The 25890-nt window shown below is 48.1% G+C and carries 22 protein-coding genes and 3 tRNA genes; 13 read left to right on the forward strand and 12 right to left on the reverse strand.

The features are described 5' to 3' along the window. Positions 1 to 48: 48 nt before the first annotated feature. The 3 genes from ELAC_RS04030 to ELAC_RS04040 all read left to right on the forward strand — a co-directional run bounded on the left by ELAC_RS04030 (position 49) and on the right by ELAC_RS04040 (position 2956). Positions 49 to 891 (forward strand): type II CAAX endopeptidase family protein, encoded by an 843-nt coding sequence (locus ELAC_RS04030; protein WP_098037993.1) that lies wholly within the window; start codon positions 49 to 51, stop codon positions 889 to 891. Positions 892 to 1062: 171 nt separating this feature from the next. Continuing rightward, positions 1063 to 1857 carry a Stp1/IreP family PP2C-type Ser/Thr phosphatase gene (locus tag ELAC_RS04035; protein WP_098037994.1) on the forward strand — a complete coding sequence of 265 codons (795 nt, stop codon included), beginning with the start codon at positions 1063 to 1065 and terminating at the stop codon, positions 1855 to 1857. Beyond that, positions 1826 to 2956 carry a cysteine desulfurase family protein gene (locus ELAC_RS04040; RefSeq protein ID WP_098037995.1) on the forward strand — a complete coding sequence of 377 codons (1131 nt, stop codon included), beginning with the start codon at positions 1826 to 1828 and terminating at the stop codon, positions 2954 to 2956. The genes ELAC_RS04035 and ELAC_RS04040 overlap by 32 nt, the downstream gene beginning before the upstream one ends. A 38-nt stretch (positions 2957 to 2994) precedes the next feature. Here ELAC_RS04040 and ELAC_RS04045 read toward each other — a convergent pair whose 3' ends face one another. After that, positions 2995 to 4026 carry a hemolysin family protein gene (locus ELAC_RS04045; RefSeq protein WP_098037996.1) on the reverse strand — a complete coding sequence of 344 codons (1032 nt, stop codon included), beginning with the start codon at positions 4024 to 4026 and terminating at the stop codon, positions 2995 to 2997. Between the two features lie 112 nt (positions 4027 to 4138). Here ELAC_RS04045 and ELAC_RS04050 point away from each other — a divergent pair, with 112 nt between their 5' ends. Further along, positions 4139 to 6973 carry an alpha/beta hydrolase family protein gene (locus ELAC_RS04050; RefSeq protein WP_098037997.1) on the forward strand — a complete coding sequence of 945 codons (2835 nt, stop codon included), beginning with the start codon at positions 4139 to 4141 and terminating at the stop codon, positions 6971 to 6973. Between the two features lie 92 nt (positions 6974 to 7065). Here the strand turns inward: ELAC_RS04050 and ELAC_RS04055 are convergent, their stop codons facing one another. From ELAC_RS04055 to ELAC_RS04065, 3 genes are read right to left on the reverse strand one after another with little or no spacing between them, the layout of a single operon-like run. After that, positions 7066 to 8304, reverse strand: coding sequence for a hemolysin family protein (locus ELAC_RS04055; RefSeq protein WP_098037998.1), 1239 nt, complete (start codon positions 8302 to 8304; stop codon positions 7066 to 7068). A 6-nt stretch (positions 8305 to 8310) separates the two neighbouring features. Then, positions 8311 to 9543, reverse strand: a complete 1233-nt coding sequence (locus tag ELAC_RS04060) for a hemolysin family protein (RefSeq protein ID WP_098037999.1) — start codon at positions 9541 to 9543, stop codon at positions 8311 to 8313. An 18-nt stretch (positions 9544 to 9561) separates the two neighbouring features. After that, on the reverse strand, positions 9562 to 9858 hold the full coding sequence (locus ELAC_RS04065) for a hypothetical protein (protein WP_098038000.1): 297 nt from the start codon (positions 9856 to 9858) through the stop codon (positions 9562 to 9564). 296 nt (positions 9859 to 10154) lie between these two features. On the opposite strand from ELAC_RS04065, the gene ELAC_RS04070 reads away from it, so the two are divergent. Next, positions 10155 to 10760, forward strand: coding sequence for a superoxide dismutase [Ni] (locus ELAC_RS04070; RefSeq protein ID WP_098038001.1), 606 nt, complete (start codon positions 10155 to 10157; stop codon positions 10758 to 10760). Between the two features lie 111 nt (positions 10761 to 10871). Here ELAC_RS04070 and ELAC_RS04075 read toward each other — a convergent pair whose 3' ends face one another. Both ELAC_RS04075 and ELAC_RS04080 read right to left on the reverse strand, forming a co-directional pair. Further along, on the reverse strand, positions 10872 to 11414 hold the full coding sequence (locus ELAC_RS04075; protein WP_098038002.1) for an NUDIX hydrolase: 543 nt from the start codon (positions 11412 to 11414) through the stop codon (positions 10872 to 10874). A 124-nt stretch (positions 11415 to 11538) separates the two neighbouring features. Beyond that, positions 11539 to 11620 (reverse strand) — tRNA-Leu (locus ELAC_RS04080). A 406-nt stretch (positions 11621 to 12026) separates the two neighbouring features. Here ELAC_RS04080 and ELAC_RS04085 point away from each other — a divergent pair. Then, the gene (locus ELAC_RS04085; protein WP_098038003.1) at positions 12027 to 13460 is read left to right on the forward strand and encodes a peptidase M16 family protein; all 1434 of its coding nucleotides are present in this window, start codon (positions 12027 to 12029) and stop codon (positions 13458 to 13460) included. A gap of 181 nt (positions 13461 to 13641) precedes the next feature. On the opposite strand, the gene ELAC_RS04090 is transcribed toward ELAC_RS04085, so the two are convergent. The 4 genes from ELAC_RS04090 to kdsB are packed head-to-tail and all read right to left on the reverse strand — an operon-like array spanning position 13642 to position 17606. Further along, positions 13642 to 14733 (reverse strand): hypothetical protein, encoded by a 1092-nt coding sequence (locus ELAC_RS04090; RefSeq protein WP_098038004.1) that lies wholly within the window; start codon positions 14731 to 14733, stop codon positions 13642 to 13644. Positions 14734 to 14754: 21 nt separating this feature from the next. Then, on the reverse strand, positions 14755 to 15222 hold the full coding sequence (gene ruvX, locus ELAC_RS04095; RefSeq protein WP_098038005.1) for a Holliday junction resolvase RuvX: 468 nt from the start codon (positions 15220 to 15222) through the stop codon (positions 14755 to 14757). A 6-nt stretch (positions 15223 to 15228) separates the two neighbouring features. Next, positions 15229 to 16848: a CTP synthase gene (locus ELAC_RS04100; protein ID WP_098038006.1), complete on the reverse strand. Its 1620-nt coding sequence runs from the start codon at positions 16846 to 16848 to the stop codon at positions 15229 to 15231. Further along, positions 16845 to 17606 carry a 3-deoxy-manno-octulosonate cytidylyltransferase gene (kdsB, locus tag ELAC_RS04105; protein ID WP_098038007.1) on the reverse strand — a complete coding sequence of 254 codons (762 nt, stop codon included), beginning with the start codon at positions 17604 to 17606 and terminating at the stop codon, positions 16845 to 16847. Before kdsB ends, ELAC_RS04100 begins: the two co-directional genes overlap by 4 nt. 265 nt (positions 17607 to 17871) lie before the next feature. Between kdsB and ELAC_RS04110 the strand changes: the two genes are divergently transcribed. From ELAC_RS04110 to ELAC_RS04140, 7 genes are all read left to right on the forward strand, one after another. After that, on the forward strand, positions 17872 to 18159 hold the full coding sequence (locus ELAC_RS04110) for a hypothetical protein (protein WP_098038008.1): 288 nt from the start codon (positions 17872 to 17874) through the stop codon (positions 18157 to 18159). 82 nt (positions 18160 to 18241) lie between these two features. Then, positions 18242 to 19558 carry a 3-deoxy-D-manno-octulosonic acid transferase gene (locus ELAC_RS04115; RefSeq protein ID WP_098038009.1) on the forward strand — a complete coding sequence of 439 codons (1317 nt, stop codon included), beginning with the start codon at positions 18242 to 18244 and terminating at the stop codon, positions 19556 to 19558. Positions 19559 to 19661: 103 nt separating this feature from the next. Further along, positions 19662 to 19734, forward strand: a tRNA-Met gene (locus ELAC_RS04120). A gap of 12 nt (positions 19735 to 19746) precedes the next feature. Then, positions 19747 to 19819, forward strand: a tRNA-Met gene (locus ELAC_RS04125). Between the two features lie 207 nt (positions 19820 to 20026). Further along, positions 20027 to 21412: an L-serine ammonia-lyase gene (locus ELAC_RS04130; RefSeq protein ID WP_098038010.1), complete on the forward strand. Its 1386-nt coding sequence runs from the start codon at positions 20027 to 20029 to the stop codon at positions 21410 to 21412. 203 nt (positions 21413 to 21615) lie between these two features. After that, positions 21616 to 22410 carry an alpha/beta hydrolase gene (locus tag ELAC_RS04135; RefSeq protein ID WP_098038011.1) on the forward strand — a complete coding sequence of 265 codons (795 nt, stop codon included), beginning with the start codon at positions 21616 to 21618 and terminating at the stop codon, positions 22408 to 22410. A gap of 12 nt (positions 22411 to 22422) precedes the next feature. Continuing rightward, the gene (locus tag ELAC_RS04140; protein WP_098038012.1) at positions 22423 to 24045 is read left to right on the forward strand and encodes a diphosphate--fructose-6-phosphate 1-phosphotransferase; all 1623 of its coding nucleotides are present in this window, start codon (positions 22423 to 22425) and stop codon (positions 24043 to 24045) included. A 44-nt stretch (positions 24046 to 24089) separates the two neighbouring features. On the opposite strand, the gene ELAC_RS04145 is transcribed toward ELAC_RS04140, so the two are convergent. Continuing rightward, positions 24090 to 24893: a hypothetical protein gene (locus ELAC_RS04145; RefSeq protein WP_098038013.1), complete on the reverse strand. Its 804-nt coding sequence runs from the start codon at positions 24891 to 24893 to the stop codon at positions 24090 to 24092. A 165-nt stretch (positions 24894 to 25058) separates the two neighbouring features. Beyond that, a complete protein-coding gene (locus ELAC_RS04150; RefSeq protein ID WP_143406434.1) occupies positions 25059 to 25877 on the reverse strand; it encodes a hypothetical protein in 819 nt (272 codons plus the stop codon). Positions 25878 to 25890: the final 13 nt, after the last annotated feature.

Raw genomic sequence — 25890 nt, forward strand, 5'->3', positions numbered from 1 at the left:
TAGTGATCGCATCACAATAAAGCAAGAGCATTAAAGGGTTCATTAGCTATGAATGAAGCGCAAGAGAATCTATCTGTCGAGTCGTTCCTGATACTGCTCGCCCTAGTTTTTTTTACAGCTGTTTTCGCAAAAAGGATAGGCTATTACAGCTACCCTGAAAAATCCGTTCGATCGACTCCTTTTGTGTCTGTTTTTCAGTTTCTGATCGCATTCATACTCTTTTTCTCAGTCACGCTGGCAGCCTCTTTGTCAGGAGGTGCGATCATTCAAAAAACCGCACATTTGCTTCACATTCCCTTGGATGGGTATGCAATCCGTCTATTGAACGGTCTCCTGATGGTTTATGGAGTTACGTTAGCCCTATTTCTCTTCGCAAGAAGAAATCTGTTTCCCAAGCAGTCATTCTTCTCACCTGCAGTGATGGTAAAGGGAGCGCTATCGTGGTTCATCGCGTATCCGCAGATGCTATTGATCACCATTGGTTTGAACTATCTCCTGATGGAGCTTTTCCACCTCGAACCGGAGGAACAAACCAGTGTTTTGGAGTTGAAGGGAGCCAAGAGCCACCCGCCTCTTTTTTTTCTGATGATGTTTACCATCACTTTGATCGTACCGGTCTGCGAAGAGATATTGTTCCGCGGGTACCTTCAGAATTTTTTAAGGCGCTTTCTTCCCCGATTTCCTGCGATAGCTATCACATCGCTTGTGTTTGCTCTGTTTCACTTTTCCGGAAGCCAAAGTGCAGGCAACTTCGTGATACTGCCTTCCCTCTTCTTCTTTTCTCTCTATCTCGGATTTGTCTACGAAAAATGGGGGTCGCTTTCCGCTTCCTACGGCCTTCACGCCTTCTTCAATGGCGTCAGCTCCCTGATGATCGGCTCCAGTACTTGACAGACCGATAAATCCCTGAACGAAAAATTCGACTTTGGCAGCTCAGGGCCAGTATTGCTTCTTAAACCAAATTTTGAATTCACTGCGATATATCCTCTTTCAGCTAGCCTCTAAATAGACAGGCTGATAAGATGAAAAAATGATTATAAATCTCTTTTCATACAGAGACGCATGGTCCTCCAGTTGATGTCATACAAAATTTCAGCTTCTGGACTTTCCGATGTCGGCTTAGTCCGTGAGAATAATGAAGATATCTGGGCTGAGCTCCCAGAAGAGAAGTTCTATGTTCTTGCCGACGGAATGGGAGGTCACCAAGCAGGGGAGATCGCTTCGCAGGAAGCGGTATTCAACTTCCTTGAAATCATCCGCAAAGTCCTGACCTCCTCATCACGAAAGCTCAGTCTTAAAGAAATGAAAGACGCGATCAAAGAGAGCATCGAAGAGGTCAATAAAACCATTTACGAGATGGGCAGATCCGATCAGCAGCTCGGAGGAATGGGAACGACTTTTTGTTGCGTCCATTTCCACCCGGAGGCGGTGATTTACGCCCATGTAGGCGATAGCAGAATATATCACTTCGGCAAGGAAGGGCTGCAGCAGCTCACCAAAGATCATTCGCTCATGAGTGAACTGGTGGAGTTGGGCTATCTGAGCGAGCCGGAAGCTAAGGAATTCCTCTATAAGAACATCCTCACCCGAGCCATTGGCACCGAATCGAGTATCGTGCCGGCTGTCGGTTCTCGCGAAGTACAGGCGGATGATATTTTCATCATGTGCTCCGACGGTCTTTCCGATCTGGTATCCATTCAGGAGATAGAAGCGATCATTAGAGAGAGCCCAACAATCGATGATTGTGCGCAGGCTCTAGTTTCTGAGGCCAAAAGAAAAGGCGGTTATGATAATATAACTGTCGTTCTTCTTAAGGTTTTAGACGATGACAGCACAAAAAGGAATTTATCTAGATAACAACGCGTCGACAGAGATCGATCCCGCGGTTAAGCAAGCTTACTTTGATGCGATCGAGAAGTCGCTTGGCAACCCCTCCAGCATGCACTATGCCGGTCAGTCTCAAAAAAAGCTTTTGTCTGAGGCGCGCTACACAATTGCTTCCTATCTTGGCGTTAAACCGACAGAGATCTATTTCACCTCAGGCGCTACCGAATCAGTAAATATGATTTTGCGGGGAATTGCCGAAGTCCACCCAGGCTGCCATATCGTTTCTTCGAGCGTTGAGCACGCCTGTGTGATCAACACGCTGTCCCATCTTGAAAAAAAAGGGACACAAGTCACTTATATCCATCCCGGACTTTTTGGTGCGGCAACGAAAGAGCAGGTGGAATCGGCCCTGACAAAGGACACAAAATTGATCGCCTTAATGGCTATCAATAATGAAACCGGTGTCAAAACAGATATTGAAGCAATTGCCGAATTGGCCAAAAAGAGGGGGATTCCCTTCTTTGTCGATGGGGCGGCGCTGCTTGGTAAAGAGCGTTTTTCAATTCCCGCAGGTGTTACTGCCATGAGTTTTAGTGGTCATAAGTTACATGCCCCTAAGGGGATAGGGTTTTCCTTCGTCAGGAAAGGGCTTCGGTTTGCCTCGCAAATGACGGGAGGGGAACAGGAGTTTGGCAAACGGGGGGGGACAGAGAACACCCCGGCAATCGTAGCTCTTGCGAAAGCGGTCCAAATGTTGGAGCCGATTTTGGAGGGGGCCGAGATGCGGATGCGGGAGCTTCGCGACCTCTTTGAAGTGCTGCTTCTTCAGCAACTGCCAAATCTCTCGATCAATGGGCAAGGGGAGCGGGTTGCTAATACCTCGAATATTGCATTTCCAGGGATTGAGGGGGAGACGCTTCTCTCTACTCTCAGCTTACGGGGTGTTGCTGCAAGCCACGGGTCCGCTTGCGCTTCAGGCGCTTTAGAGCCGTCGCGCATCTTGCTTAACATGGGTATCGACCCACGCCTTGCCGCCTCATCGCTACGCTTTTCTCTTTCACGATTCACCACCCGGGAAGAGATAGAAGCGGCGGCGGAGATCATCGTCTCTTCTGTAAAACGTCCTTGAAAGACGGATACTTACTAGAGACTTCTCATAAGAGCGACTTAGAATTTGTGGACGCGCCCTAGTATCTTTTGAATGGCTCCATCGTCATCTTCGTCGTATATATCTCCTACAATTTCCTCGAATATAGCCTCCATGGTGATTATTCCTGATTCGGAAGAGGCATTATAGACAATAGCCATATGGGCTTTTTTTTCTTGCAGATGGCGTAGCGCTGTTAAAATAAGGGTAGTTTCCTGCACGTGGATTGCCTGCCTGCATAAAGAGATCCAATCGGTGTGGCCTGTTTTTTGAAAGGCCAGAAATTCTTTCGAATTTAAAATTCCTATAACTTTTCCTTCTTTAACGATTGGGAGTCTTGTGTGTCCTGACGCAATGACTGTTTTTTCGACTTCTTCTAAAGAGTTTTTTACATCAATAAAGACAACATCTTTCCATTTTACAAATATTTCCTTGACCGTCGTTCGCTCAATTTTCACCATATTCAGAATATATTGTTTATTTAATGGTGATAAGTCGCCTTCTAACTGGCCAATATTTAACTCCGTGTCCTCAGAATCCAAGTATTCTTTGGGAAATAGGCCTACTACCTTTTTAGTGGACCATTCAAAAACAGTCACAACGGGATGGATAAGACGGCTTGTAAGATTCAACCAGGGAGCTGTTAAAAAGGCTATGGAGACAGATCTTCTTAGGGCAAGGGTTTTGGGCACCAGCTCTCCTAACACAACGCTTGCGTAGGTCAGAGGAATGACGATCAGTATAATCGCCAAAATCTCAGCCATCGCCTCTCCAATCCCGAAGTGGTGAATCAGCAAGGGTGAAATACTCTCCTCGGCTCCAGCTCCTCCGACCGCCGCGGCAAAGGCCCCGACAAAAGTGATGCCGATTTGAATAGTAGACAGAGTTCGTTCCGGATTTTCCCGTAGCTGCAGCATCAGCTTGGCTTTTTCATTGCCTTGCCGAACTAATGATTTGAGAGTCGGCTTACTGACTGCGATAAAAGCTGTTTCCGACAACGCTAAAATGGCGTTAATCATTAAACATATCGTCACGACAATGAATTCAAACATTTTGTTCCGGTACTTACATGGTTTCAAAAGAGTTTATTTTGTTTGAAATATATCGATAACCGTAGTAGTGTTTACAGCTAAATATAATTAAACTCAAAGTAGAAAGTAATATATGAATGCAATCAGTATTTTCAATCCGTTCAGCGAAAAGTATCATGCGATTGAGCAATTTAGCGAACTCACTTTAGAACAAAAAATTGTAACGATTGCACTCACTTTGCTTGCGACGGTCGCTTCCCTGTTTCTTGCCACTACGGCCGTTTTTCGCTCATTGGTGAACCATTTCTACGTTGTAATAGATTCCACTAAAGAGACGAACGGGGCTTTGCCTGGGCTTTCGGCCAATTCAGATCAACCTAAGATCTTGCTAGCGATAGATACCACAAAGAAGAGGGTTCCTGCAAAAAAAATCGGTGGAAAAGAGACTGAAGTCAAAGAGAAAAAAGCACTCGGGCCGGAATTGGTCAATACCGCTGAGGCACCCGGCCAAGACGCAGAGAAGAAGGCTTCTCCTGCAGTCAAGAGAATGGTAGAAAAAACCAGACGTCGAGCCCGTTCCTTAGACTCTTCCGATTTCGTAGAAAGAGTTGCGGTGAGAAGAGCCCTTGATATGGCAGCTTTCAACACGGTCAAACCCTCCTTTTCAAAGGCAGAAGAGCTTCCTTCGATTGATCAGCCCGTACATGAGAAAGATCCGGCTGCACAGACACTCACCCTTGATGAGGATGACGCTGCGTTGATGTTAGCCAGGCTGTCGGAGTTGGCAGGTGTAGCTGGCACCTCCGAGGTCATCGAATTGGACCAGTCGTCGCTAGACTTCGTCGACAGCTTCCAAAATGAAGATCAGGATCAAATTTTAGAACAACTCAAGGGAATTGCAGAGACAACCCTTGAGCAAAAAAAGATCCTTAATCAGACAGTCCGAGAGGAGCTGGAAGTCTATTGTGATGAGGGAAGAGAGGAGGAGACCCTACCTGAATTTCCTCAAGAAGAGGCCGCAGAGGCAGACAACATTGAGACAACCTCGGATCTCTTCACCTCTATAATCGATAAAACGCAAGCGAGAAGAGATCTTGGCCTAGAGGAAGGGCATTGCAATATGGTGAATTACATCATTCGCTATATCAGGGAGTGGGTAGCGTCTGGAGACAACGAGACAAAGCACATCCGGAACACCGATCCGGTGACGTTCCGAGAGGGTGCTATCGTGAAAGCTGAAGACGATCTCTCCGCCCTGAAGGCTGTTCATTACTTTTTTCATTTTCTGAAAGAGACCTTTGGCACTCATCTTGCCGACGGTGTTTTTAAGAGATACAGCTTGTTTAATAAAAAAGCGGTTAGCCTCCAAGACATCAAGCAGGCGATGATCGCTGTCGCGTCGAGGGTCACTGAAAACGATCTGAAGATGTTGTTCGAACATGTCAGGCTCGATAAACCCGGAGCTTTGACCTCCTACCGCGCAGGTGATTTGCTGTATCAGATCAATGATAGGCTCTACCTGCAAATCAGAGGCAAAAAGACGTTCGATCAGCTTTCAACCGACGAAATCAATTTCTTGCATTCAGCCTTCCGTACGGTTTCTTTCAGTCAGTTGGGGTACGAGGGGCTGGATGTGTTGTTCCACATCAAAAAGGATTTTGTACCGCAAACAGTCTTGGATAACGCGAAAGATCCTCGGGATGTCAAGGCCAAAATAAGAGAAACAGAGATTACGGATTACGAGACTTTCCTGTTTGGCAAAGACATCGACGCTCTTATCCTGATGGAATCGTGGAAGGATCTCGATCTGACCTATCCGGAGTTGGCTATGGGTGAGTGGATCGGAAAGTCGCTGGCTTACCAAGAGCTAAAGCCGGGGCTGATCCTGCCGATGCCTATGATTGAAAATCTCGGTGCGGCTGACGTTTCGGTGCCCAAGCTTTACAAGGTTGCCAAATCGCTCCCGAGTAAAAAGGATGCTGTCATTGCGCATGTAATCGCTCCGCTGAATGAGCATCAGTCCATCTGGCCAAAAAATCCTGATTCAAGCAGCGAAGATGTGTTTTTAGCTTTCAGGGGGAGCATGGCGGGTGCGAATGTCGACAGCGGCATGACCTGGGTGCGCGATTTCCACCACCAGGGTGTCGGCAGGGTGACATACGATGCGAGGGAAGCGGAAATCCAGGCAATGGTCGAAGAGTACCTGGAGGGAACTTCGTGCAATAGCGTGACTTTACGTGTGACGGGCCACAGCTTGGGGGCTTGCGACTGTCAGAGAGGCCTTGTATCCGTTCTGGAAAAAATCGCCGCGTCAGAAGAAGGCAGCCCCTGGAGAAAGGTTAAGAGAGTGGTTCTAACCTCTTTCAACGCTCCCAAAGTCAATCCCACTGTCAATAAGAGGATGAAAGAGGCGGTGCGCACAATCAATCAAAAAGCGATCGATGTAGCAGTCGATGTAAAGCACCTTCGCTTTTATGACAAGAGCCACGAGGATCATGTTCAATGGGGTGGAGATATCTTGCTCGGGGCCGATTATCACGGAGGAACGGGAGAAGAGGTCTTTAAACACGCGCACAATGTCACCAGAACGATTGTTAAAGTTTTGATGGATGAAGACAAGGGCTTGAGTGGCGAGGGGGTGCTTGCGCGTCATGGAAACCGCACTTTCAACAAGGCTATTTGCAATGTGCCCTTCAGAATTGAAACTCTCTCAGGTGAGATAGAGACCGAAAGGCTGGCTATGGAAAAGGAGATGGCGGGTAACTATTACTGGAACGAGGACGAGATGACTGAAGGCCAAAAAATCATTGGCAACATCACTTGGTATGCAAGCTGGTTTGGCCTAAGGCAGCCCGGCAAGGTTCTGAGAGCAGTCCTGATCAACGCTCCGCATCAGGTCGCATTGAAAATGAACAGGTATCAAAACGGTTCGATATACGAGATGCTTGATCAGGCCAGAAATAGCTGACGCCTTAGAGACTGCCTTTAAATTAAAATCGTGAGATGTGTGTGGGCAGTCTCTAATTACAGGCTTGCTGCCGAGATCAGTTCCGTGAGCCGCTACTCAGGTTTGGTGGAGACGGATACGGTTTTGATCCCCATCATCGAAGTCTCTTTTACCGTCAGATCCGCGCCTGCAAGAGAGACACTGTCTCCCTTTTCAGGGGGGTGAGAGAGGTTCTCGGCGATCAGATCGCCCAAGGTGTCTTTTTCGTTATCGGACAATCGAATGTGGAACTTGCTGAAAAATTCACCGGTCGTCATGTCGGCAGGAATTGTTTTATCTTTCAATTGATGAAAAGTGCCTAGCGAGTGAGGCTTTTTTCCTTCCCCGCCGCCGAATATCTCTTTTAAAATAGCATCCAAAGTGATGATCCCGACAGCTTTGCCGGATGTGTTTAATACTGCCGCCAGGTCCTCTTTGGTTCTTTTGAACTGTTTCAAAACGTCGGTGAGAAGAGTTTTTTCGGTAATAAACCAAGGGGAGTCGACATAGTCGCGGATTCTTTTTGTCTCAGTCAGGCCCAGTACGTCCTTTGGTTTGACGATTCCTATTACATTGTCTTTGGAGAAGTGGTAGAGCGCGATAAAGTCAAAAGGGGTCTTCTTTAAGAGATTCATCATTTGGGCGCAGGTGGCATTCGATGGAAGCGAAGGGACCTTCTCTAACGGGAACATCACTTCCATGACCGTTCTCTTCTTTAAGCAAAATACATTGACGGCCGAGGCAGTGTCTTCACTTTCGCGCTCATGCGGTATCTCCTCGTCTTGCTCTTCTAAAATCTTCTGCAGCTCATCCTGGCTTAGAAAAAGAGAGCTTTCCACCTGTTTGGATCCCATGAGCATGTTGGCGCTTCTGGCAATTAAGCTGAGCAAAAAGATCAAGGGAGCCATCAGCTTGGAACTGAAATAGACAAGACCGATGCCGAGCTTTGCCACATCTTCAGGGTAGTGTCTTGCGGCGAACATCGGTGCGAGCTCGCCGAAGATGACAACCAAGAAAACCTGGGTAAAGGGAGCCATATTGGGATCTAGGCCCATCGCGATATAAAATTCCCTTGAACACTCAGACCCAACAAACATGGCGACATTGACCCCGATCAGGGTTGTGCAGAAAAGGGATGTGGGGTTTTGTAAAAGAGCGTGCAGCCAGAGAGCGAAACGCTTTTTTTTGCTGACGTAGTAGTGCAGTCTGATCTTATTGAAGGAGACAAATGCCATCTCCTGCATAGAAAAAAATGCGGAGATGACAATCGTGAGGAAGTTGCAAACAAGCCAAAATAGCGCTTCACCGCTCATATTCGATCACTTTTTCCTGATATAAATCTTCTTAACTCTTGTCGGGTCTGACGCAAGTATTTGGAACAGGTAATCTTCATTTTCGAATTTTTGCCCTGTTTTTGGAATTTCACCGACGCGCTCCGTCAGCCATCCGGCCACTGTGACCATGCCGCTTGGATTGTTCAGCCCAAAACCGAACACGTCTTCGAGCTCATCGATTTCGAATCGGCCGGTGGCGATAATCTCGGTGCGGCTCTGCCGGATATACTGCTGCTTTTCATCCCGGGCATCGGAAATTTCTCCCACAACGACTTCAGCTAAGTCTTCATCGGTGATGACACCGCTTACCGCTCCATACTCATCCACTACCAATGCAAAAGTTTTGGAGTATTTCTGCATTTTTTTTAACAAAACGCGCGCTGTGATCGTTTCCGGGACGTAAAAGGAGGGCTCGACGAAGCGGAGCAGATGCTCGGGCGCTGTGATTTTGGGTCTGTTCAGAAAGTAGGATTTGATCGTCATGACACCCACTACCTGGTCGAGTCCCGATTTACAAACGGGTATTCTGGAGCATTCTTTTTCCATAAACAGGTATTCAAGCTTTGTCAGGGGCTCTTCTAGATCATAGAAAAGAATATCCTCCTTGGGCCGCATCACTTCCCTTACGTTCCTTGTCTGCAAGTTGAGGTATCCCAGCGAAAGGGCGGCCTCCTCGTCTGTCAGAACGCCATGCAGTTTGGAAGCTTTAAGGGCATGAGTCAATTCGTCTTTACTGATGGGGCTGGCTTTTCGCAGGTAGAAAAATAGGATTTTCGACACCGGGTAGGTAATGGCTACAACAATCTTCCTCAAGGGGGTCAAGGCCTTTTGGATGAGGGCGATTAACGGGGCGACTTTATAAGAGAGAGAAATGCTGTTTTCAATGCCGTATGTTTTGGGGATTATTTCACCGAACACCAGCGTGAGAAAGAGCGGCAATCCTACTTTGAACGCCCACCCTCCCAGTCCCTCAAAGTAGGCTGAAGAGGCGTTTTGGAGCAAGATATTGACTAGCGTGTTCATGATAAAGACAGTCACCAGCAGATCTTTCGATCTGTGCAGCAGCGATCCGATGAGCTTTTCACGCGCATTGTGCGATGTCTTGAAGGAATTGACTCGCTGCGGAGAGAGCGAAAAAAGGGCGACCTCCGACGACGAAAAAAAGGCCGACAGGAAGAGAAGGATAAAAATGGTCAACGGGAGTAGGGGCGATTCCATAGTTGTCGTTATTTCCTCCTAAGAACCGCTTTCAATAACATATTTATGATATCCCTCAGGGATGAGTCCTAGGTGTTTGATTAGCAATAACTCTATCCAGGCCGGGTCTTCGATGGAGGAGAGTTTGTCGCGTTTTCTCTTTCCGATAAGCTGTGCATCGGCGATTTCAGCCTGAAGGACGTTGATCTGGTGGTTGAGCTGCAACTCGTCTCCGTGAATTTGCGACAGGCCTCTTTCAAACAGGCTTAAGGAGATAACAAAGATGGCGAACACCCACCATGTGCTAAAAAAGAGCCTTTCAAGAATGTTTCCCATATCGTTCATCTTACAATGGATATTGCCGTTCAACCTGCGAGACAGCTTTTGGTTCCACACTGATATACCACAATTGCTCAAAAAAAAATGCAAACGGCAGCGGTTTTCCCAGCGAATATTTCTCTAAATCATTCCATATGTGTTTTTTAGAGTTGAAAAATCATTAAATGGACGCAACAATCTTCATTATGAGAGTTTTGAAATTTTGTCTTGCAAATTTTTTTTGGGCGGTTTTATAAGAATGACCACAAACCTTCCAAGACCATCTTAAGACAAACAATCAGACAAAGTGAAACATGAAAAAGCTAATAATCGCGACCGCAGCATTTCTTATCGCTACCGCCGGGGGGCTGCATGGACATTGCCAGATGCCTTGCGGAATTTACCATGATGACATGGTATACGACCTGATTGACCAGTATGTAGAGACGATGCACAAAGCTATTTCCGAACTGAAGATGATCAAATTCGACACAGTTCAGGATAAAAACCAGTTCATTCGCTGGATCATGCAGAAAGAAAAGATGTCAGATGATGTCTCCGATCTGATTATGAAGTACTTTTTGCAGCAGAAGATAAAGCCCGATGAGCAAGACACTGCTGAGAAGGTCGTTTCGGCACATAAACTTCTCTTCCTGGCTGTCTGCATGAAGCAGGTTCCCGAACTGAAGACTTTGTATGAGTTCATGGAAGAGTGGAAAAAGTTTAAGCACATGTTCCATAGAGAAGGTTATTCCTGCAAGATTGAAGAAATTAAGCTTAAGAAGTGGGAGCAAGAAGCTGCTGAGATGAAGAAGCAAGAGGCCGAAGAGAAGGCCAAAGCGGCGGCATCAACCAAGCAGGAAGAGAAGGCCAAACCCGTCGGGAACTCTTTCGAACTTAAGGAGCCGTCCAAGTCATAGAAATCCGTGCAGGTATAGGGGCGAATCAATACATTATCCCTTTTGAAGACCCTTTTTACTCAAAACACCCCTATACGCTGCATCCTGTTTTCCGCCTAAGAGACAAAAGGCTTATCCTGGCCTTGAGACATTCTCTAAGTAGCGCTTAAGCCGCGAGAAAAAGAACCTGAGCAAAAGGATAGGGTGTTTCACACCAAAGCACAGGATGCTAGTCAAAGTTATCCCTTCTATCGGTTTTTCGATCACTCCGTCACTTGAGGTCATGGCGTCATTCAGCCACTGCAGATGGATGGAAAAAAAAGGAGATGGCAGCTTATCAAGGGGAAAGAAACCCACATCAACCGATTCCTCCGTCAGAATCAGGTTGCGCTTGGAGGGATTTACCTCTTCAAGCTCGTAGAGATAGGTTGTCTCGGTGAAGGCTCCGCGAGGGGAATAGATTGCGATCGCTCGTACAACAGAGCATACGGCACCAGTTTCTTCAAGCACTTCTCGCACGGCGGCGTTGCCCGGAGTTTCATCTGGGTCAACTCCACCCCCCGGCAACACCCAAATTGGAACGTCTTTTCTTTTGACCAAGAGCAGCTGCTTTTTGTCTTGGCTTAGTACAATTCCAAAGGAGGCTTTAGGTTCCATTACTTTTTGCGGGGGCATAATCTCCAAAGAGTTTGCATGCGCTTCACTTTATACCGAAAGTGTCTCAAAATTTGGCTTTTGGCAAAGAGAACGCTCTTTATTCCAGCAAAGAAAAGGGGGATTTGTTTTTCATGAAGAGATTTACCCAGGATAGGACTCGAACCTACACACCTTACGGCACCAGAACCTAAATCTGGCGTGTCTACCAATTTCACCACCTGGGCAGATAGTCAAAAATATTACATCCTTAAGGATCTTTGGTCAATACGCAATTTATGGATCTGTCCGTAAATTATAAAATTAAGGATACTTGCGGTGTCCAAATTATGGGTACGGCCTTTGAGCGAGTGGCATCAAGTCGGATCTGCTCTCTCTCACAGGTATTTAAGAGGGATAGCCTTTCTACGTAAAGCATATGAATTCAGTTTTCTGCCTAAAAATCTGGACGGAGGGTTTTGTCTTTTCTCTTTTATTGTAAAAGGTTTATCAAATCTTAATATTAAACGGGCAATATATTCTATGTGCAGCGCTAACTGTCTAGTTAGGTTGCTGGCGTCTGCGCATTTTATGATGAAAAATACTCATCTGACGATGAAACTTAGCGTTTTTTGACTTTTAGCAAGGAAATTCATGTTTTCAAGACTTCTGCTTCTTTTTGCAATTCTGACCCAAGCCCCGGCGATATCGTGGTCGCAGCAGCAGGAGGATTCTACCCACCTACAGCAGGAGGTGAAAGAAGGGATTGAAATCCGCGAGTTTAAAGGTCACCAACTTTGTGAAATGCAGCTGTCTAACGGGATGCGCGTCATTCTAAAGCAAGTGGCAGCTGACGAAGATGAACTTGAGATCAGGCTTATTGCTCAAGGTGGATGGACCAGTTTCATCAAGCAGGAGAAAGCTAACGCGCGGATCGCGACAGATGTTCTTTGGGAATCGGGTTTTGGCAAGTTAAGCCCTGATCAGATCTCTTCGCTAATGTGGCGCAATTCTGTCGAGTTGACGAATGATATTTACCCTTTCAGCCGCACCATCGAGGGGTCGGCTTCCGAAGAAGGTGTCGAGACGTTATTCAAGATGATTAACTGGCTCTTTACCGAGCCGCAGTTTACCGAAGAGGGCTATGCCCAGGCAAAGTCCTATCTCACCGATACCCTTAAGTTTCAGCCTTATGACGCCAACAGGATGTTCGATTATCTCTCCAAATCCCTGAACACAGCCTACTATAAAGGATTCAGGCAGCTTAGTATTCAAACGCTGAAGGCCAAGACCGATCTGGCCGGTGTTAAAGAGGCTTATGAAAAATCTTTCGGCGATCCCGGTGAGTTTATTGCGATTATCACGGGTAGTTTTGAACAGGAGGAGATTGTCTCTTTAGTGAAAAGGTATTTGGCAACCATTCCACTCCAGTTGAAGAATCGGTTCTTGATGACGGCCAAAGAAAATGGCGCCCCGCAATTTCCGAGCGGAGTCACACGAGTTGAAGTGCCCTCGTTGCAGCTTGGCCCGACAGAAACGCTGACCCGGATCACATTTCCCCTGAAAACGAAGATCAGCGAAACCAATTTCAAAAAGCTGTTTCTGCTTTCCAAGCTAATTGACAGGCGCTTAGAAAAAGTGTTCAAAAGCAGGGATAGCCGTTCAAACAATCAAACCTACGTGTCTTACGATTTTCCCTTTTATCCTTACATCGACGAGACGTGGATCACCATCCAACTACGCGGGCGGGAGGGAACTCCGGAAACGAGCCCTGCCCTTCTTGAAAAAACTGTGGTTGCGGCATTAGAGAAGCTGCAGGCGGAGGGGCCGACAGCGGATGAGGTCGAATATCTTAAGAAATTCTCGTCCAATCCCCATGAACAACTCATCGAAAACGAACAGATGCTCCAGCTGTTTATCGTCAATGAACGGGAAACAGATTGGGTGCTCGACACGATTGTCGAGGCCGCGGCGATCAGCGAAAAGATTGGGCAGGAAGAGTTGCGTAAAGTGATCAGGGATTTTATCGCGATCGATAACTATACGGTGATCTTTTCAGAGAAGGGGTCTTCCCATCTGTCCAGATAAAATACCCCGCCAGTGACGCGAAATTTGGCTTTTGATAATGAGAGGGCTTCCCAAGGTTGAAAGATTGCAAGTGGCCTAATGCTTGAAGAGCGTTAATAGTCACTTGAGCTCGTTCAATTCCCTAGCCTTTCCCACCGCCAAAATTTAGAGGCGCTTTGGAGCCTCTCGCGACGGCAAAAAATTATTGTGCCGATCCACCGCTTTCCAAAAGTTCCGCCCAGAATTTCTGGGCATTCCCCGTTAAAAATTTAGTCATCTTGCCAAAGGGCACCGGCCATTCATGATGAAATTCCGTGTCGATCAGCGCGATGCGTCCATCGACGGAAAAGGGGAGGTTGAATGGGTAAACGCAGTCGCGAAGTCCTTCGAGCTTAAGAAGCCAGTAAAGCGCCTTTAGCTGCTCTTTGCTGATCTCTTTAGATGCCCAGCGCGTCTTATTGGCCTCTTCGGGTATGAGACGCATATCCTCGACGACTAAGATGAAATTTTTTCGCTTCATGTCATGGGGCGGGGAAGGTTCGGCAGGTAGCGGGTAGATCCATTTTTGGGGGACCTTAAAGAGGTGGTTCCAATTGTTTTTGGATATGCAGACAGAGGCTGATTTGGCGCCTTTGACCCTGTCTTTGCACTTAGCCCAATCAATTGTGTCCGGTTCATCGTCAGTATAGAGTTTCACTAAATACCCATCGAGGTAGCGGTGGCCGGCTACAATCATTTTGCTCCACTGGCCTTTTTGGACGATTTTGAATCCCGCTTTTTTCAAAGACTTCTCATTCAGGGTGACCCGTTCCTTGACGGTGAATATCTTATCGAGCGCTTCCTTTGCCGGATGGGACTCCGGGAGGAAGTAGGGAAGCAGGCTGTTCCAGATAGCCTTATCGACATGAGGGTTTAGTGTGTATCCTTTCGTCGCGAGTGCTTGAGTGGCATAAGGGATGTCGTCTAAATGAATGGGCTCCATGAGGGGGATGAGGGTGCCCTCTTCTTCAGCTGCCAGTTCAATCGTTCCTATTCCCTCGTCAACTAAGTTCCACTGGCAGGGTATGACTTCCTGGCAGTCCTCGCCGCTTTCCGATCGTGTGATGGCGTAGCATCTCCTTTTTTCTTCCGGACGTATAAGGATGCCTTCTTCGGTTCTTATCAAGAGGTGAGAGGTGCTCGCTTCTTTGGCAAAGCAGGCCCCTTCATACAATCCGGCTTCGACAGTGCTCCCTAAAAAAAAGATCGCGATGCAGGTGGAGCGGAAAAATGGACGGATATAGCGCTGAGCCATGAAGGCCTCCCTGCGAAGCGGTTAGGTCTGTCTTTCTTTTGCTATGTGTTTGTGATCGAGATAACTTTGCAAGATAATGACAGCGGCGACTTGATCGACGTGCTTGGTGCGCTGTTTTCTTGACAGGTTTGCTTCGATCAGCGCTCTTTCCGCCTGGACAGAGGAGAGTCTCTCATCCCACGCAATGATGGGGCACGTAAACTCTTTGGAGAGCAGCTCGACGAAGGCTTTGACCTCATCGGCCATAAGCCCGCTCTTGCCGCTCATCAAGAGAGGCTTGCCGATAACGATCTCTTCTACCTGGTAGCCAAGCTCCTTTTCGTGAGCGCGTATGAGTTCTGCAAACTTTAAAGCAGTCCTCTCCAGTTTTCTTTCGGTAAGGATCATCTCTTTGGGCATAGCGATCAATTTCGTCTCATCGGAATAGGCAATTCCTATCCTTTTCTGCCCGTAGTCGATCGCTATGATGCGTGTTTTTATCCCTTTCATGAAAGATTAATGGCTCCGGTGGTTGGCGATCGCTGCCTTGATAAAATCATTGAAAAGGGGATGCGGTTTTGTTGGCTTGGACTTGAATTCAGGGTGGAACTGCACGCCGAGCATCCAAGGGTGTCCTTTAACTTCGGCGATCTCGCAGAGGTGTCCCTCTTTCAGCCTGCCCGATACGACAAAGCCGGCTTTTTCCATCTCAGGCAGGTATTTGTTATTGTACTCGAAACGGTGGCGGTGTCTTTCGGAGATGTGCTTGCTTTGATAGGCTTTATGGGCAAGCGAACCCTCCTTGAGGTCACAATGATAAGCTCCGAGGCGCATCGTTCCGCCAAAATCCTGGACGATGTGTTGCTCCGAGAGAAGCGAAATGACCGGATTTTTGGTGTTGGGATCGATTTCGGTGGAATTTGCCTCCTCAAGGTTGGCGGCATGACGGGCAAATTCCACGGCGAGAACCTGCATGCCGAGGCAAATGCCAAAGTAGGGGATTTTATTTTCCCGGCAAAATTGCGCCGCTTTCACTTTACCTTCAAAACCGCGCTCTCCGAAACCGCCCGGCACCAAGTAGCCATCGCAGCCTGCGATCTCTTGCTTGAATTTGTCGGAATCCTGCGGGAGCTTGTCGGCCTCAAAACGCTTAATTTCCAGGCGGTAGCCCTGATCTAGCGCAGCGTGGCTCAGTGCTTCATAAATTGACTTGTAGGCATCTTGATGCTGTACATATTTGCCGACGACGCCGATGGTGACTTTGCCTTTGGGGTTCCTGATCACGTCGATCAAGCGCTCCCACTCACCGAGATGGATCTGTTTCGTTTTAAAGTCGAAGAATTTGGCGATCATGGTGTCCAGGCCCTGCTCGTGCAGCTTAATAGGCACCTCATAAATGCTGTGCTCGACATCGACTTCTTCGATGACCGCTTCTTCCGAGACGTTGCAGAAAAGCGAGATCTTAGCTTTTACATCTTCCGGGAGGGTCATTTCTGATCTGCAGAGCATAATATCAGGGAATATGCCGATCTCGCGCAGGATTTGCACGGAGTGCTGCGAAGGCTTTGTTTTAAACTCTTGGGCAGCCTTTAAGAAGGGCACATAGGTGAGGTGGATGTTTAAGCACCTGCTCTTGTTCTCATGGCGGAATTGGCGGATTGCTTCCATGAACGGTAGCGATTCGATGTCGCCGACGGTACCGCCGATCTCTACGATCACAAGCTGGATGCCGGGTTCTTGGGTGCCGCATTCATGGATGCGCTTTTTGATCTCGTCCGTGATGTGCGGGATCACCTGTACTGTTTTTCCAAGGTAGTCGCCGCGGCGCTCCCGACGGATGACTGTATTATAGATCTGTCCGGAGGTGGCGTTGGAGGCTCTTGACAGGGGGGAGTCTGTGTAGCGGAAGTAGTGGCCGAGGTCCAGGTCTGTCTCGGCGCCGTCGTCTGTCACGTAGACTTCGCCATGCTGGTAGGGGCTCATGGTGCCTGGATCGACGTTAAGGTATGGATCCAGCTTCAGCATCGCCACTTTGATGCCATGCTTTTCAAGCAACATACCGATTGATGCTGCTGTTAACCCTTTGCCTAGGGAGGAGCATACTCCTCCCGTCACGAAAATATAATTCACTGTCATGTGGTCCGCTCTACTTTTCTTCTTAAGTCCTGTTCTGTGTCGATCCCTAAGGAATCGTGCTCCGTCAGGATCGTTATGATTTTGTGTCCTGTTTCCAAAACGCGTAGCTGCTCCAGATCCTCTGAAAGCTGCAGAGGCGTTTTAGGAAGGTAGGGATAAAGGTCAAGGAAAGGCTTTTTGTAGGCATAGATGCCTATATGTTTGAAGTAATCGGTGTCAGGGCAGTAGCATCCATTTTTGCTGTGCGGTATGAGCGCTCTCGAAAAATAGAGTGCGTAGCCGTGCGCATCGCGCACACATTTGACAACAGATAGAGACTCGGCCTCTTCCCTGGAGTGAATCTTGACAACGGCGGTGGCCAAAGAGGCATCGGGATGTTCAATCAGTGCATCGACGCAATCTTCGATCACGGCAGGGTTAATATCAGGTTCATCACCCTGGATATTGACGATGATTTCCGCATCATGGAAGAGGGGGGTGTGTTTGGAGACCCACGCAATGCGGTCGCTGCCTGTGGGACACTCCTCTGGAGTCATCACCACTAAAGCGCCAAACTCTTCTGCGGCTTTCTTAATCCGCTCGTCGTCTGTCGCAATGATGAGGGCGCTTAGATTTTTGGCTTTTCGGGCGTTTTCCCATGTGTGTTGAATCAGAGGCTTTCCCTTAATGGGAAGGAGAGGTTTTCCGGGGAGCCGCTGGCTTCCGAATCGCGCGGGGATAACGCCAATGACCTTTTTTGTCTCTTGTGATGCAGACATTAACCAATCCTTTGTTCGGGGTGATTATACAGAAGGGATGCATATCGGGCAAGGCAATGGGTGCGTATCTCATCAGCTGAGGATGAAAAAAACTCCAGTGAATTGAATCCCATAATCCACTTGTTGCCGCAGCAACATGGGCTAGTTTATGGCCTTTAGAATCAAGAGACCGTTTTTGCAGGCACCCCCTTAACTTTTCATGGCTGTAAAACTAACCTGCAAGTATAGTTGTTCACGTTTAAAATGTTGCCTCTAAGGGGTTTTAATGTTTAAAATTGCCAGTATAAGCCTTCTCTTTCTTGTCTGGGGATCTCCTCTTGCCGGCAATCTCATCATCAGTCCGGAAGGAAAAAAATACATCACCTTGGGCAGTACACAGGAAGAGGTACTGCAAACCTTGGGCAAACCGAGCTGCGTCTCATGCTCTGGTTCTTACTGGGAATATGGGAACGACTATCTGAAATTTGAAGGGGGGAGGGTTTCTAAATGCTCCAACCCCAAAGCTTTACGCTTTGTGCTACCGAACAGTTCCACCTCTCCTCTTAAGCTGTAAACCTTCAGTTAAAGGTCCTCTTTTGTTAAAATGCCTGCAATGGGTGCGTTTTAAGCACTCAAATTAAGCGCGAGGCTAAACAGTGTTTTCTTTTCTTTGGGACTTCTTTGTATCGGTGGGAGCTATCCTTGCGCTCCCGCGTTTTTTCTACCGGTTTCGCAAAAACCCCGCTCTGCCGCGGGCTCTTAAGCAAAAATTGGGCTTTGGATTTCCCTCTCTTTCAGCCGAGGGGCCGGTAGTCTGGGTCCATGCCGTGTCTGTGGGAGAGGTCAAAGCGGTTTCTGCGCTGGCCAGTCGGCTCAAGGAAGAGGTTCCCGGCTGTACGCTCCTTGTCACCACCATCACGCTCACCGGAAACGACGAGGCAAAAAAAAGCATTCCCCAGGCCGACCATATCCTTTTCTTGCCCTTTGACATCTCCTTCATCATGAAAAGGGTTCTTAAGAAGATCCGTCCGTCTCTCCTGGTGATTACCGAAACCGATTTCTGGTTCCATCTCGTGAATGAAGCCAAAAAGGGGGGGGCGCAGGTTGCTTTGGTTAACGGAAAGATTTCTGAGAGATCCGCTCGAAGGTTTAAGAGGTTTCCCTTCATTAGCCACCGGCTATTTTCCACTATTGATCAGTTTCTTTTACAAAGCGAAGACTATGAGGAGCGCTTTTTAGCTCTCGGAGTCCCAAAGGAAAAAATATCGATTACAGGCAACCTCAAGCTCGACACAAAAATTAAGCCTTTAAGCGAAAGCGAAAAAGAGATGTTAAGAAGCCGGCTTGGCGTGACTCAAAGTGTGAAGACGGTGGTGTTCGCCTCGACGCACCCTGGAGAGGAGGAGCTCGCCATCAACTTGGCTAAGGAGCTGGATGAGAAGGAGCAAGCTAAGATTGTGATTGTTCCGAGGCATCCGGAGCGATTCGTCCAGGTGGCGGGCGCCCTGCGTTTGGCCGGCCTTTCCTTCACCCAAATTTCCAAAGAATCCGCGGGTCCGAGCACGGCCGTGGTCTTGGTGGATCAGATGGGGCTTTTGGGTTCTATCTACCAAATCACAGATATCGCGGTCGTTTGCGGCAGCTTCACACCCATTGGCGGGCACAACATTATTGAACCGATGCCATTCAATGTTCCGGTGCTATTTGGACCTCACATGTTCAAGCAGCCGGAATTTACGCTGCTGGCGCAAAAATACCGTGCCGGGCTGATGATCAAGATAGAAGAGTTATCCAAAAGTGTGCGAGAGCTTCTTGCAAACGATCAAAAGCGGGAAGAGTTGGGGCGGGCTGGTGTGCGCCTTGTCCTTGATAATCAGGGTGCTTCAGCGAAAACTTGGCAACAACTGCTTCCTCTCTTGCATCTGGGCGGGGAAGTGAGGGATTTCGTTAGACCTACAAAATCAACGCTTTAGGGATTAAGAGGGAAGTGATTTCACTGTTTTTTGTACTTTCTTTACAAAGACCTTGTTCGAAATAAACCGGTTTGGTAATATCTTGGCATAAACAAAACGATATCGCGGGGTGGAGCAGGGGTTAGCTCGTTGGGCTCATAACCCAAAGGTCGGAGGTTCGAATCCTTCCCCCGCTATTTTGTTTTTGTGGCGGTATAGCTCAGTTGGTAGAGCAGCGGAATCATAATCCGCGTGTCGCTGGTTCGAGCCCGGCTACCGCTACAGCCTTTTATTCCTTCCTTTATAACAATCATGACAAAATTCTAATTAGATCAAAGTAGATAACACTTCGTGTTATTTCTAGTCGCACTTCACTAACTTCATCTTTTGAACAATTCTTTTCATCTACCGATATATTCCAGTGTGCTACGATGTAGTCAGGGATAGGTAAACGCCTTTCCCGTCGATAGTCGTACTTGGGAGTTGATTATGGCCATCAGCATCTTTAATCTCTTTTCTATTGGGATTGGGCCTTCGAGTTCTCACACCGTTGGGCCGATGAGGGCGGCTTTGATGTTTGTCAAAGAGCTCAAGGAAAATCAGCAGCTTTCGCTGACGGAACAAATTGTCGTCGAGCTCTATGGGTCTTTGGCTTTGACCGGTAAGGGGCACTGTACGGATATTGCCGTACTGATGGGGCTTGAAGGGGAAACGCCTGAAGGGGTAGATCCCGGGTCAATCGATGTCCGGCTGGAGGCGATCAGGCGCGAACAGCGGATTCATTTGCTAAAGCACAAGTGGATCCCCTTTGCCGAAGAGCGTAATTTAAAATTCCACATGGACAAGCAGCTTCCTACGCATCCCAACGGAATGCGCTTCACCGCGTATGATGCCGCGGGCAACGAAATCAACCAGCACGTCTATTACTCGGTTGGTGGGGGCTTTATCGTTAAACATGAAGAGGCTGCCTCGAAGAGTTCTGTGCTGGAAGAGAAAAATCACCCCCTTCCTTACCCCTTTAAGACGGCCGGCGAGCTGCTGGAGCACTGCAGCCGAGAAAACAAATCCATTCGCGACATTGTGTTAGCCAATGAAATGACATGGCGATCAAATGAGGAAATTACGCAGGGTGTCCTCAAAATCTGGGATGTCATGAAAGAGTGTGTGGAGCGGGGGATTGAAAAAGAGGGAGTCTTACCCGGAGGGCTTAAAGTGCGGCGTCGCGCACGGGATATCTATCTTAAGCTGGCATCCAAGTCACCGGAAGCCTCCAGGGATCCGGTCTCGTTTTTGGAGTGGGTCAGCCTGTGGGCTCTTGCGGTCAACGAAGAGAATGCCAATGGCGGCAGAGTGGTGACTGCGCCAACGAACGGAGCGGCAGGGGTCATTCCGGCTGTCTTACACTACTACACCCGCCTCACCGATCACCCGACTGAAGATGGGATCGTAACTTTCTTCTTAGTCGCCGGCGCGATTGGCATCCTATATAAGGAGGGAGCGTCCATTTCTGCGGCTGAAATGGGGTGTATGGGTGAAGTGGGGGTCGCCTGTTCAATGGCAGCTGCCGGGCTTGCGGCTGCGCTGGGGGGGAGCGACATGCAAGTCGAGAATGCAGCAGAAATTGGAATGGAGCATAACTTGGGATTGACCTGCGACCCGGTCATGGGGCTTGTGCAGATTCCTTGCATTGAACGCAACACCATGGGTGCTATCAAAGCGATAAACGCTTCGGTGTTGGCATTAAATGGCGATGGCATCCACCGAGTCTCGCTCGACCATGTCATCGCGACGATGCGGGAGACCGGTCACAATATGAAGCACATCTATAAAGAAACTTCTCTTGGCGGGCTTGCAGCGAACGTTCCGGAATGTTAGAACTGATATTATACCGAAACAACTTGAAGAATTGGTCTTTGGCTCCGTCGGGTTTACTTAAGAATTTTCGTTCTCACTCGCGCCTTGCCTCTCGGCAATGGTCGCTCGCTCCGGACAAAAATTCTTAAGCCCCTCCTAGCCAAATTTCCAATTCTTCAGGTTGTTTCGGTATAAACTTTAAGTGAACTTTAGTGTCGGGACACATGCATCAGGAACAGCGCGAAAGCATTACACTGGAAATCAAAGGGATGAAGCTTTTTGGGCTGCTTCACACCCCCGTTAATCTATCAAATGCGCCCTGTGTCTTTTTCTGCCACGGCCTGGCAGGCAACAAGATTGGTAAAGACCGCGTCTACGTTGAGATCGCCTCTAAACTGTGTAGAGAGGGGATCGCGTCTTTCCGGATGGATTTCAGGGGGTCGGGCGACAGCGACGGAGCGTTCTCTGAGATGTTGCCGGAATATTATGTCGAAGACGCACTTGCCGCCCTCAACTTCCTGACGACAAGAAAGGGGATTGATCCGGATAGACTTGGCATCATGGCGCGTTCTTTTGGCGGGCCCGTGGCAGTCGAAGCGGCCGCTCAGCACAAACGAATCAAAAGTTTAACTCTTTGGTGCCCTATGTTTTCCGGCGAGCAATGGCGGGATCATTGGCAGCTTCTTTTGAGCCATTCGGTCGACGCTAAAAAAGCGGGTGAGATGATGCGGATCAACGGACAACAGGGCAGCACAGAGTTTTTTGAGCGGTTTATGCGCATTAGTGTCGAGAACCCGCTAAAAGAGTTAAGCTCCATCCCCCTCTTGCATATTCATGGCGAGGAAGACACCAAAGTGACAATGCAGCATGCTCACGATTATGAGCGTATCAGAAAGGGCGCCAGCGCCCCGTCGCGGTTCATTCGCCTGCCCAAGACCGATCACGATTTTTCGCATTTCGACGAAAAGCAGCGTTCTATCGACGAGACGATTCAGTGGTTTAAAGAAACCCTTAAATAGACGGTTCTATACATGTATTTCTTAAATCAAGAGCGTTCAAAAGCTAAAATAATTGTTCCCTCAGTGCTGCAAGCCGAGAGTCTTGTGACAAAGCCCATACCCCGCTCCCAAAGATTATCAGACGATGTGAAGTCCTACTTCCCGCATCTAAGTCATGCGGAAGTTGTGGAGCTCGCACAAGGGGGTAAGAGCGCTGGCGGTCCGCTTAATGTGGGCGTTGTCTTTTCCGGCGGGCAAGCCCCGGGCGGACACAATGTCATCGCCGGCCTGTTTGATGCTTTGAAGCGGTTGCACAAAGATTCTCGCCTGATCGGATTTTTAGGAGGGCCTGCCGGAATCATCAATAACATCCACCGAGAGCTTAACCACCAGGATGTGGACAGAGTGAGAAACCAGGGAGGGTTTGATCTCATCGGCTCGGGGAGGACAAAAATCGAGAAGCCCGAGGATTTTGAAAAAGCCAAAAAAAGCTGCCTTGAGCTCCACCTCGATGGCCTGGTTATCGTGGGCGGAGACGACTCCAACACGAACGCCGCTTTACTTGCAGAGTATTTTCTTGCTAACGGGTGTTCTACTTCAGTGGTGGGGGTGCCCAAGACAATTGACGGAGATCTCAAATCGGAAATGATTGAAGCCTCGTTTGGATTCGATACGGCCGCTAAAACATTTGCAACATCGATTGGGGCTCTTTTACGCGATGCACTTTCTGCGAAGAAATACACCTTTTTCATCAAACTGATGGGCCGGACAGCCTCCCATCTAACGCTTGAGTGTGCTCTTGAAACGCATCCGAATATGGCGATCATCGGCGAAGAGGCGGCAGCTTCGGGGAAGACTCTCGGGGAGATTGTCGATGAGATTGTTCAGCTTGTAGCTAAGCGCTCACAGCTTGGAAAAGACTATGGGGCGATCTTGATTCCCGAGGGGCTGATCGAATTCATCCCTGAGTTTCGGGAGTTGATTGACGAACTTAATCTTCAGATGGCAGACGAGGCCTCCCATGAACAAATCCTTGAAAGGCTTTCTCACCGGGCGAAGAGCCTTTTCCTGGCGCTACCCTCACCAATGCAGCAGCAGCTACTGGAGGAAAGAGACCCTCACGGCAATGTCCAAGTCTCGAAAATCGAAACGGAGCGTCTTTTGATTGAACTGGTCGGCAGGAAGCTTGAAGAGAAAAAAGCGAGGGGCGACTTTAAGGGAAAATTTGCACCGGTGCCTCTGTTTTTTGGGTACGAAGGCCGCTCTTGCCTCCCTTCTTGTTTCGATGCCAACTACTGCTACGCCTTGGGAATGACGGCAGCTTCCCTTCTGCGGGAGAAGAGGACGGGGTATATCGCGTGCATACGTAATCTTGCCTCCCCCCCTTCGGAGTGGCAAGCTTTTGGAGTCCCGCTGCCTTCGTTGATCACCCTTGAGATGAGGAAGGGGAAGAGAAAGCCTGTGATTAAAAAGGCACTAGTGGATTTGAGCGGCCAGCCCTTTCTCTTCTTTAAAGAGCGGAGAAGCCATTGGGCCACAGAGGACGACTACCACTACCCAGGGCCCATTCAGTTTTATGGACCGGAAGAGATTGTGAACGAGACAACGCTGACGCTAAAGCTCGAGCTTGCCAAAGAGCCTCGCTATGTGATGTGATCCTATCGGAGGAGGGGCACCAAACTCAAATCATGCGATTGATTTTAGAAGCTTTCGACTTCCGCAAGCGTTTTAATCAGCGCAGGTATTTCTTTAGCCAGTTTTATCCGTATCGTAAGGCGGCTGCTGGTCGCTTTAGCCCATCTGGCGTATAGATTGACCAGGGCCATAAAATCTTCTTCATAGAGAATTTCGTCTACAGTAAAGCGATAAGTTCCCGATTTCACTTGAGCGGCAAGAACAGGGTCGCTAAGACAACGCTCTTGCACCGAGCTTAATAGCTTTTCCTGATAGCTTGTATAGAGCCGGTCGAAAAGGATTTTCAGCGATTGGAGATGGTGCTTTTCCTGGAACGACTCAATTGCGAAGAGAATGGCATTAAAATAGAGAGTGTCGTCACCTGATTCCTGGTGGCATCGGAGGAGCTCATCAGCATAGTGGGCGCTGAAGCCGTGCTCTTCCAAGAGCTTGAAAAACTCATCGTCTTGAATGATTTTAGTGATCTCACTGATCTCGTCGCCCCCGCTCTCCAACAGTTCGATTGTCCTACAGGCAACTTTTTTGCTGACAGCTGCCGCAAATTTTGCAAAACAATCTCGATGAAAAAGCAGATCGGCGGCGAACTCGGTTTTGAGAGTGGCGAGGGATATTCCCGCTGTTTTACTATATTGGGTGCTGCGGGAGAACAGGGTCTTGCAGTCGTCTCTATTGTGGTGGAATACACTCGAGACTAACCCGTGAAATTCCGCGCACGTGGCACCAAAATTGAGCAATGCTTTCAGATCAGTTTGATGGAGTATCGTATTGATGACGTCGAAGGGAGCTGAATTTATGTAATTAACAGACAAAGAAACCTAAAATTTAGTTGAAGTGTATTAAATAACTTCAACTATATCTTAATTGGTTGTTTTAGGAAAGAATTTATATCTAAAGGGTCTCTTTACCGAAAGTGCCTCAAAATTTGACTTTGAGAAAGCTAAATTTTGAGACACTTTCGGTATAAGTGCCGTCACTTACAGCTGTAAAGCTGTCAGATCGTTTACCAGGTCGTTAAAGAGAACGGGGATATCGTCTTTTAGACGTTCAGACAATTTTGTTCGTCCTTTGAAGTGCAAGTTTAGCGCGTTATCAATCACCACTAGCCCCTTGACATCCTCTTGGTCTAAGAGATAGGCAGGATCGAACGTTTGCAGATCGGTAATCACCGCTTTTGTGAATTCAGGCGACTTTTTGCACTCTTGCATAAATTGGTCATAAAATGCTGATTTCCATCCCTCCAAAAGCATCTCGAAAATAATTTCTAATTCTTCAGGATGCTGTGCACCGAACTTATTGACCATGTCCTTGCAGAAGAGAAAAAAGAGGTGGTTGTTCTTATGGGCCTTATGCTTTTCCAAAAATGCTTGTGCGAGGTGTGTAAAGAAGCCGTGCCGGCACAAAAGCTGAAAGAGCGGCATATCATTGATGAGAAGGTTGCACTCGGCAAAAATTTCCGAGCCCGGGTCGGTCGTTAAGGCCGGCTCAGAGAAGTTCTCCGCAATGGTTCTGCTGAGCACTCCCACGTAATTCTCAAAAGCTTCCTTATTGAGCAACAAGTTCCCGATCAGCGCAGTCTTAAGCTCAAGGATGCAAGGCTCGACGATTGCTGTGTAATTCTTTCCCGATTCGAGCAGAAGGCAGCACTCCTCTCTGTTTTCCTTAAATACCTCGGTAAACATTTGGTGGTAAGCTTTGCAGGTGCAGCTCATTTTGTAAGCAGTGCTAAGCGGCATATTGCCCATGAGAAACAGAAAGCAATCAGTGTTTGATTTTGTGAATTGTGTAATATTCATGTTGTTTACCCAA

The sequence above is a fragment of the Estrella lausannensis genome, from assembly GCF_900000175.1.
In the GTDB taxonomy this organism is placed as follows: Bacteria; Chlamydiota; Chlamydiia; order Chlamydiales; family Criblamydiaceae; genus Estrella; species Estrella lausannensis.

Coding starts and splice junctions, on each gene's coding strand:
- ELAC_RS04030 (WP_098037993.1), top strand. CDS start 49: ATGAATGAAGCGCAAGAGAATCTATCTGTCGAGTCGTTCCTGATACTG.
- ELAC_RS04035 (WP_098037994.1), top strand. CDS start 1,063: ATGGTCCTCCAGTTGATGTCATACAAAATTTCAGCTTCTGGACTTTCC.
- ELAC_RS04040 (WP_098037995.1), top strand. CDS start 1,826: ATGACAGCACAAAAAGGAATTTATCTAGATAACAACGCGTCGACAGAG.
- ELAC_RS04045 (WP_098037996.1), bottom strand. CDS start 4,026: ATGTTTGAATTCATTGTCGTGACGATATGTTTAATGATTAACGCCATT.
- ELAC_RS04050 (WP_098037997.1), top strand. CDS start 4,139: ATGAATGCAATCAGTATTTTCAATCCGTTCAGCGAAAAGTATCATGCG.
- ELAC_RS04055 (WP_098037998.1), bottom strand. CDS start 8,304: ATGAGCGGTGAAGCGCTATTTTGGCTTGTTTGCAACTTCCTCACGATT.
- ELAC_RS04060 (WP_098037999.1), bottom strand. CDS start 9,543: ATGGAATCGCCCCTACTCCCGTTGACCATTTTTATCCTTCTCTTCCTG.
- ELAC_RS04065 (WP_098038000.1), bottom strand. CDS start 9,858: ATGGGAAACATTCTTGAAAGGCTCTTTTTTAGCACATGGTGGGTGTTC.
- ELAC_RS04070 (WP_098038001.1), top strand. CDS start 10,155: ATGAAAAAGCTAATAATCGCGACCGCAGCATTTCTTATCGCTACCGCC.
- ELAC_RS04075 (WP_098038002.1), bottom strand. CDS start 11,414: ATGCCCCCGCAAAAAGTAATGGAACCTAAAGCCTCCTTTGGAATTGTA.
- ELAC_RS04085 (WP_098038003.1), top strand. CDS start 12,027: ATGTTTTCAAGACTTCTGCTTCTTTTTGCAATTCTGACCCAAGCCCCG.
- ELAC_RS04090 (WP_098038004.1), bottom strand. CDS start 14,733: ATGGCTCAGCGCTATATCCGTCCATTTTTCCGCTCCACCTGCATCGCG.
- ruvX (WP_098038005.1), bottom strand. CDS start 15,222: ATGAAAGGGATAAAAACACGCATCATAGCGATCGACTACGGGCAGAAA.
- ELAC_RS04100 (WP_098038006.1), bottom strand. CDS start 16,848: ATGACAGTGAATTATATTTTCGTGACGGGAGGAGTATGCTCCTCCCTA.
- kdsB (WP_098038007.1), bottom strand. CDS start 17,606: ATGTCTGCATCACAAGAGACAAAAAAGGTCATTGGCGTTATCCCCGCG.
- ELAC_RS04110 (WP_098038008.1), top strand. CDS start 17,872: ATGTTTAAAATTGCCAGTATAAGCCTTCTCTTTCTTGTCTGGGGATCT.
- ELAC_RS04130 (WP_098038010.1), top strand. CDS start 20,027: ATGGCCATCAGCATCTTTAATCTCTTTTCTATTGGGATTGGGCCTTCG.
- ELAC_RS04135 (WP_098038011.1), top strand. CDS start 21,616: ATGCATCAGGAACAGCGCGAAAGCATTACACTGGAAATCAAAGGGATG.
- ELAC_RS04140 (WP_098038012.1), top strand. CDS start 22,423: ATGTATTTCTTAAATCAAGAGCGTTCAAAAGCTAAAATAATTGTTCCC.
- ELAC_RS04150 (WP_143406434.1), bottom strand. CDS start 25,877: ATGAATATTACACAATTCACAAAATCAAACACTGATTGCTTTCTGTTT.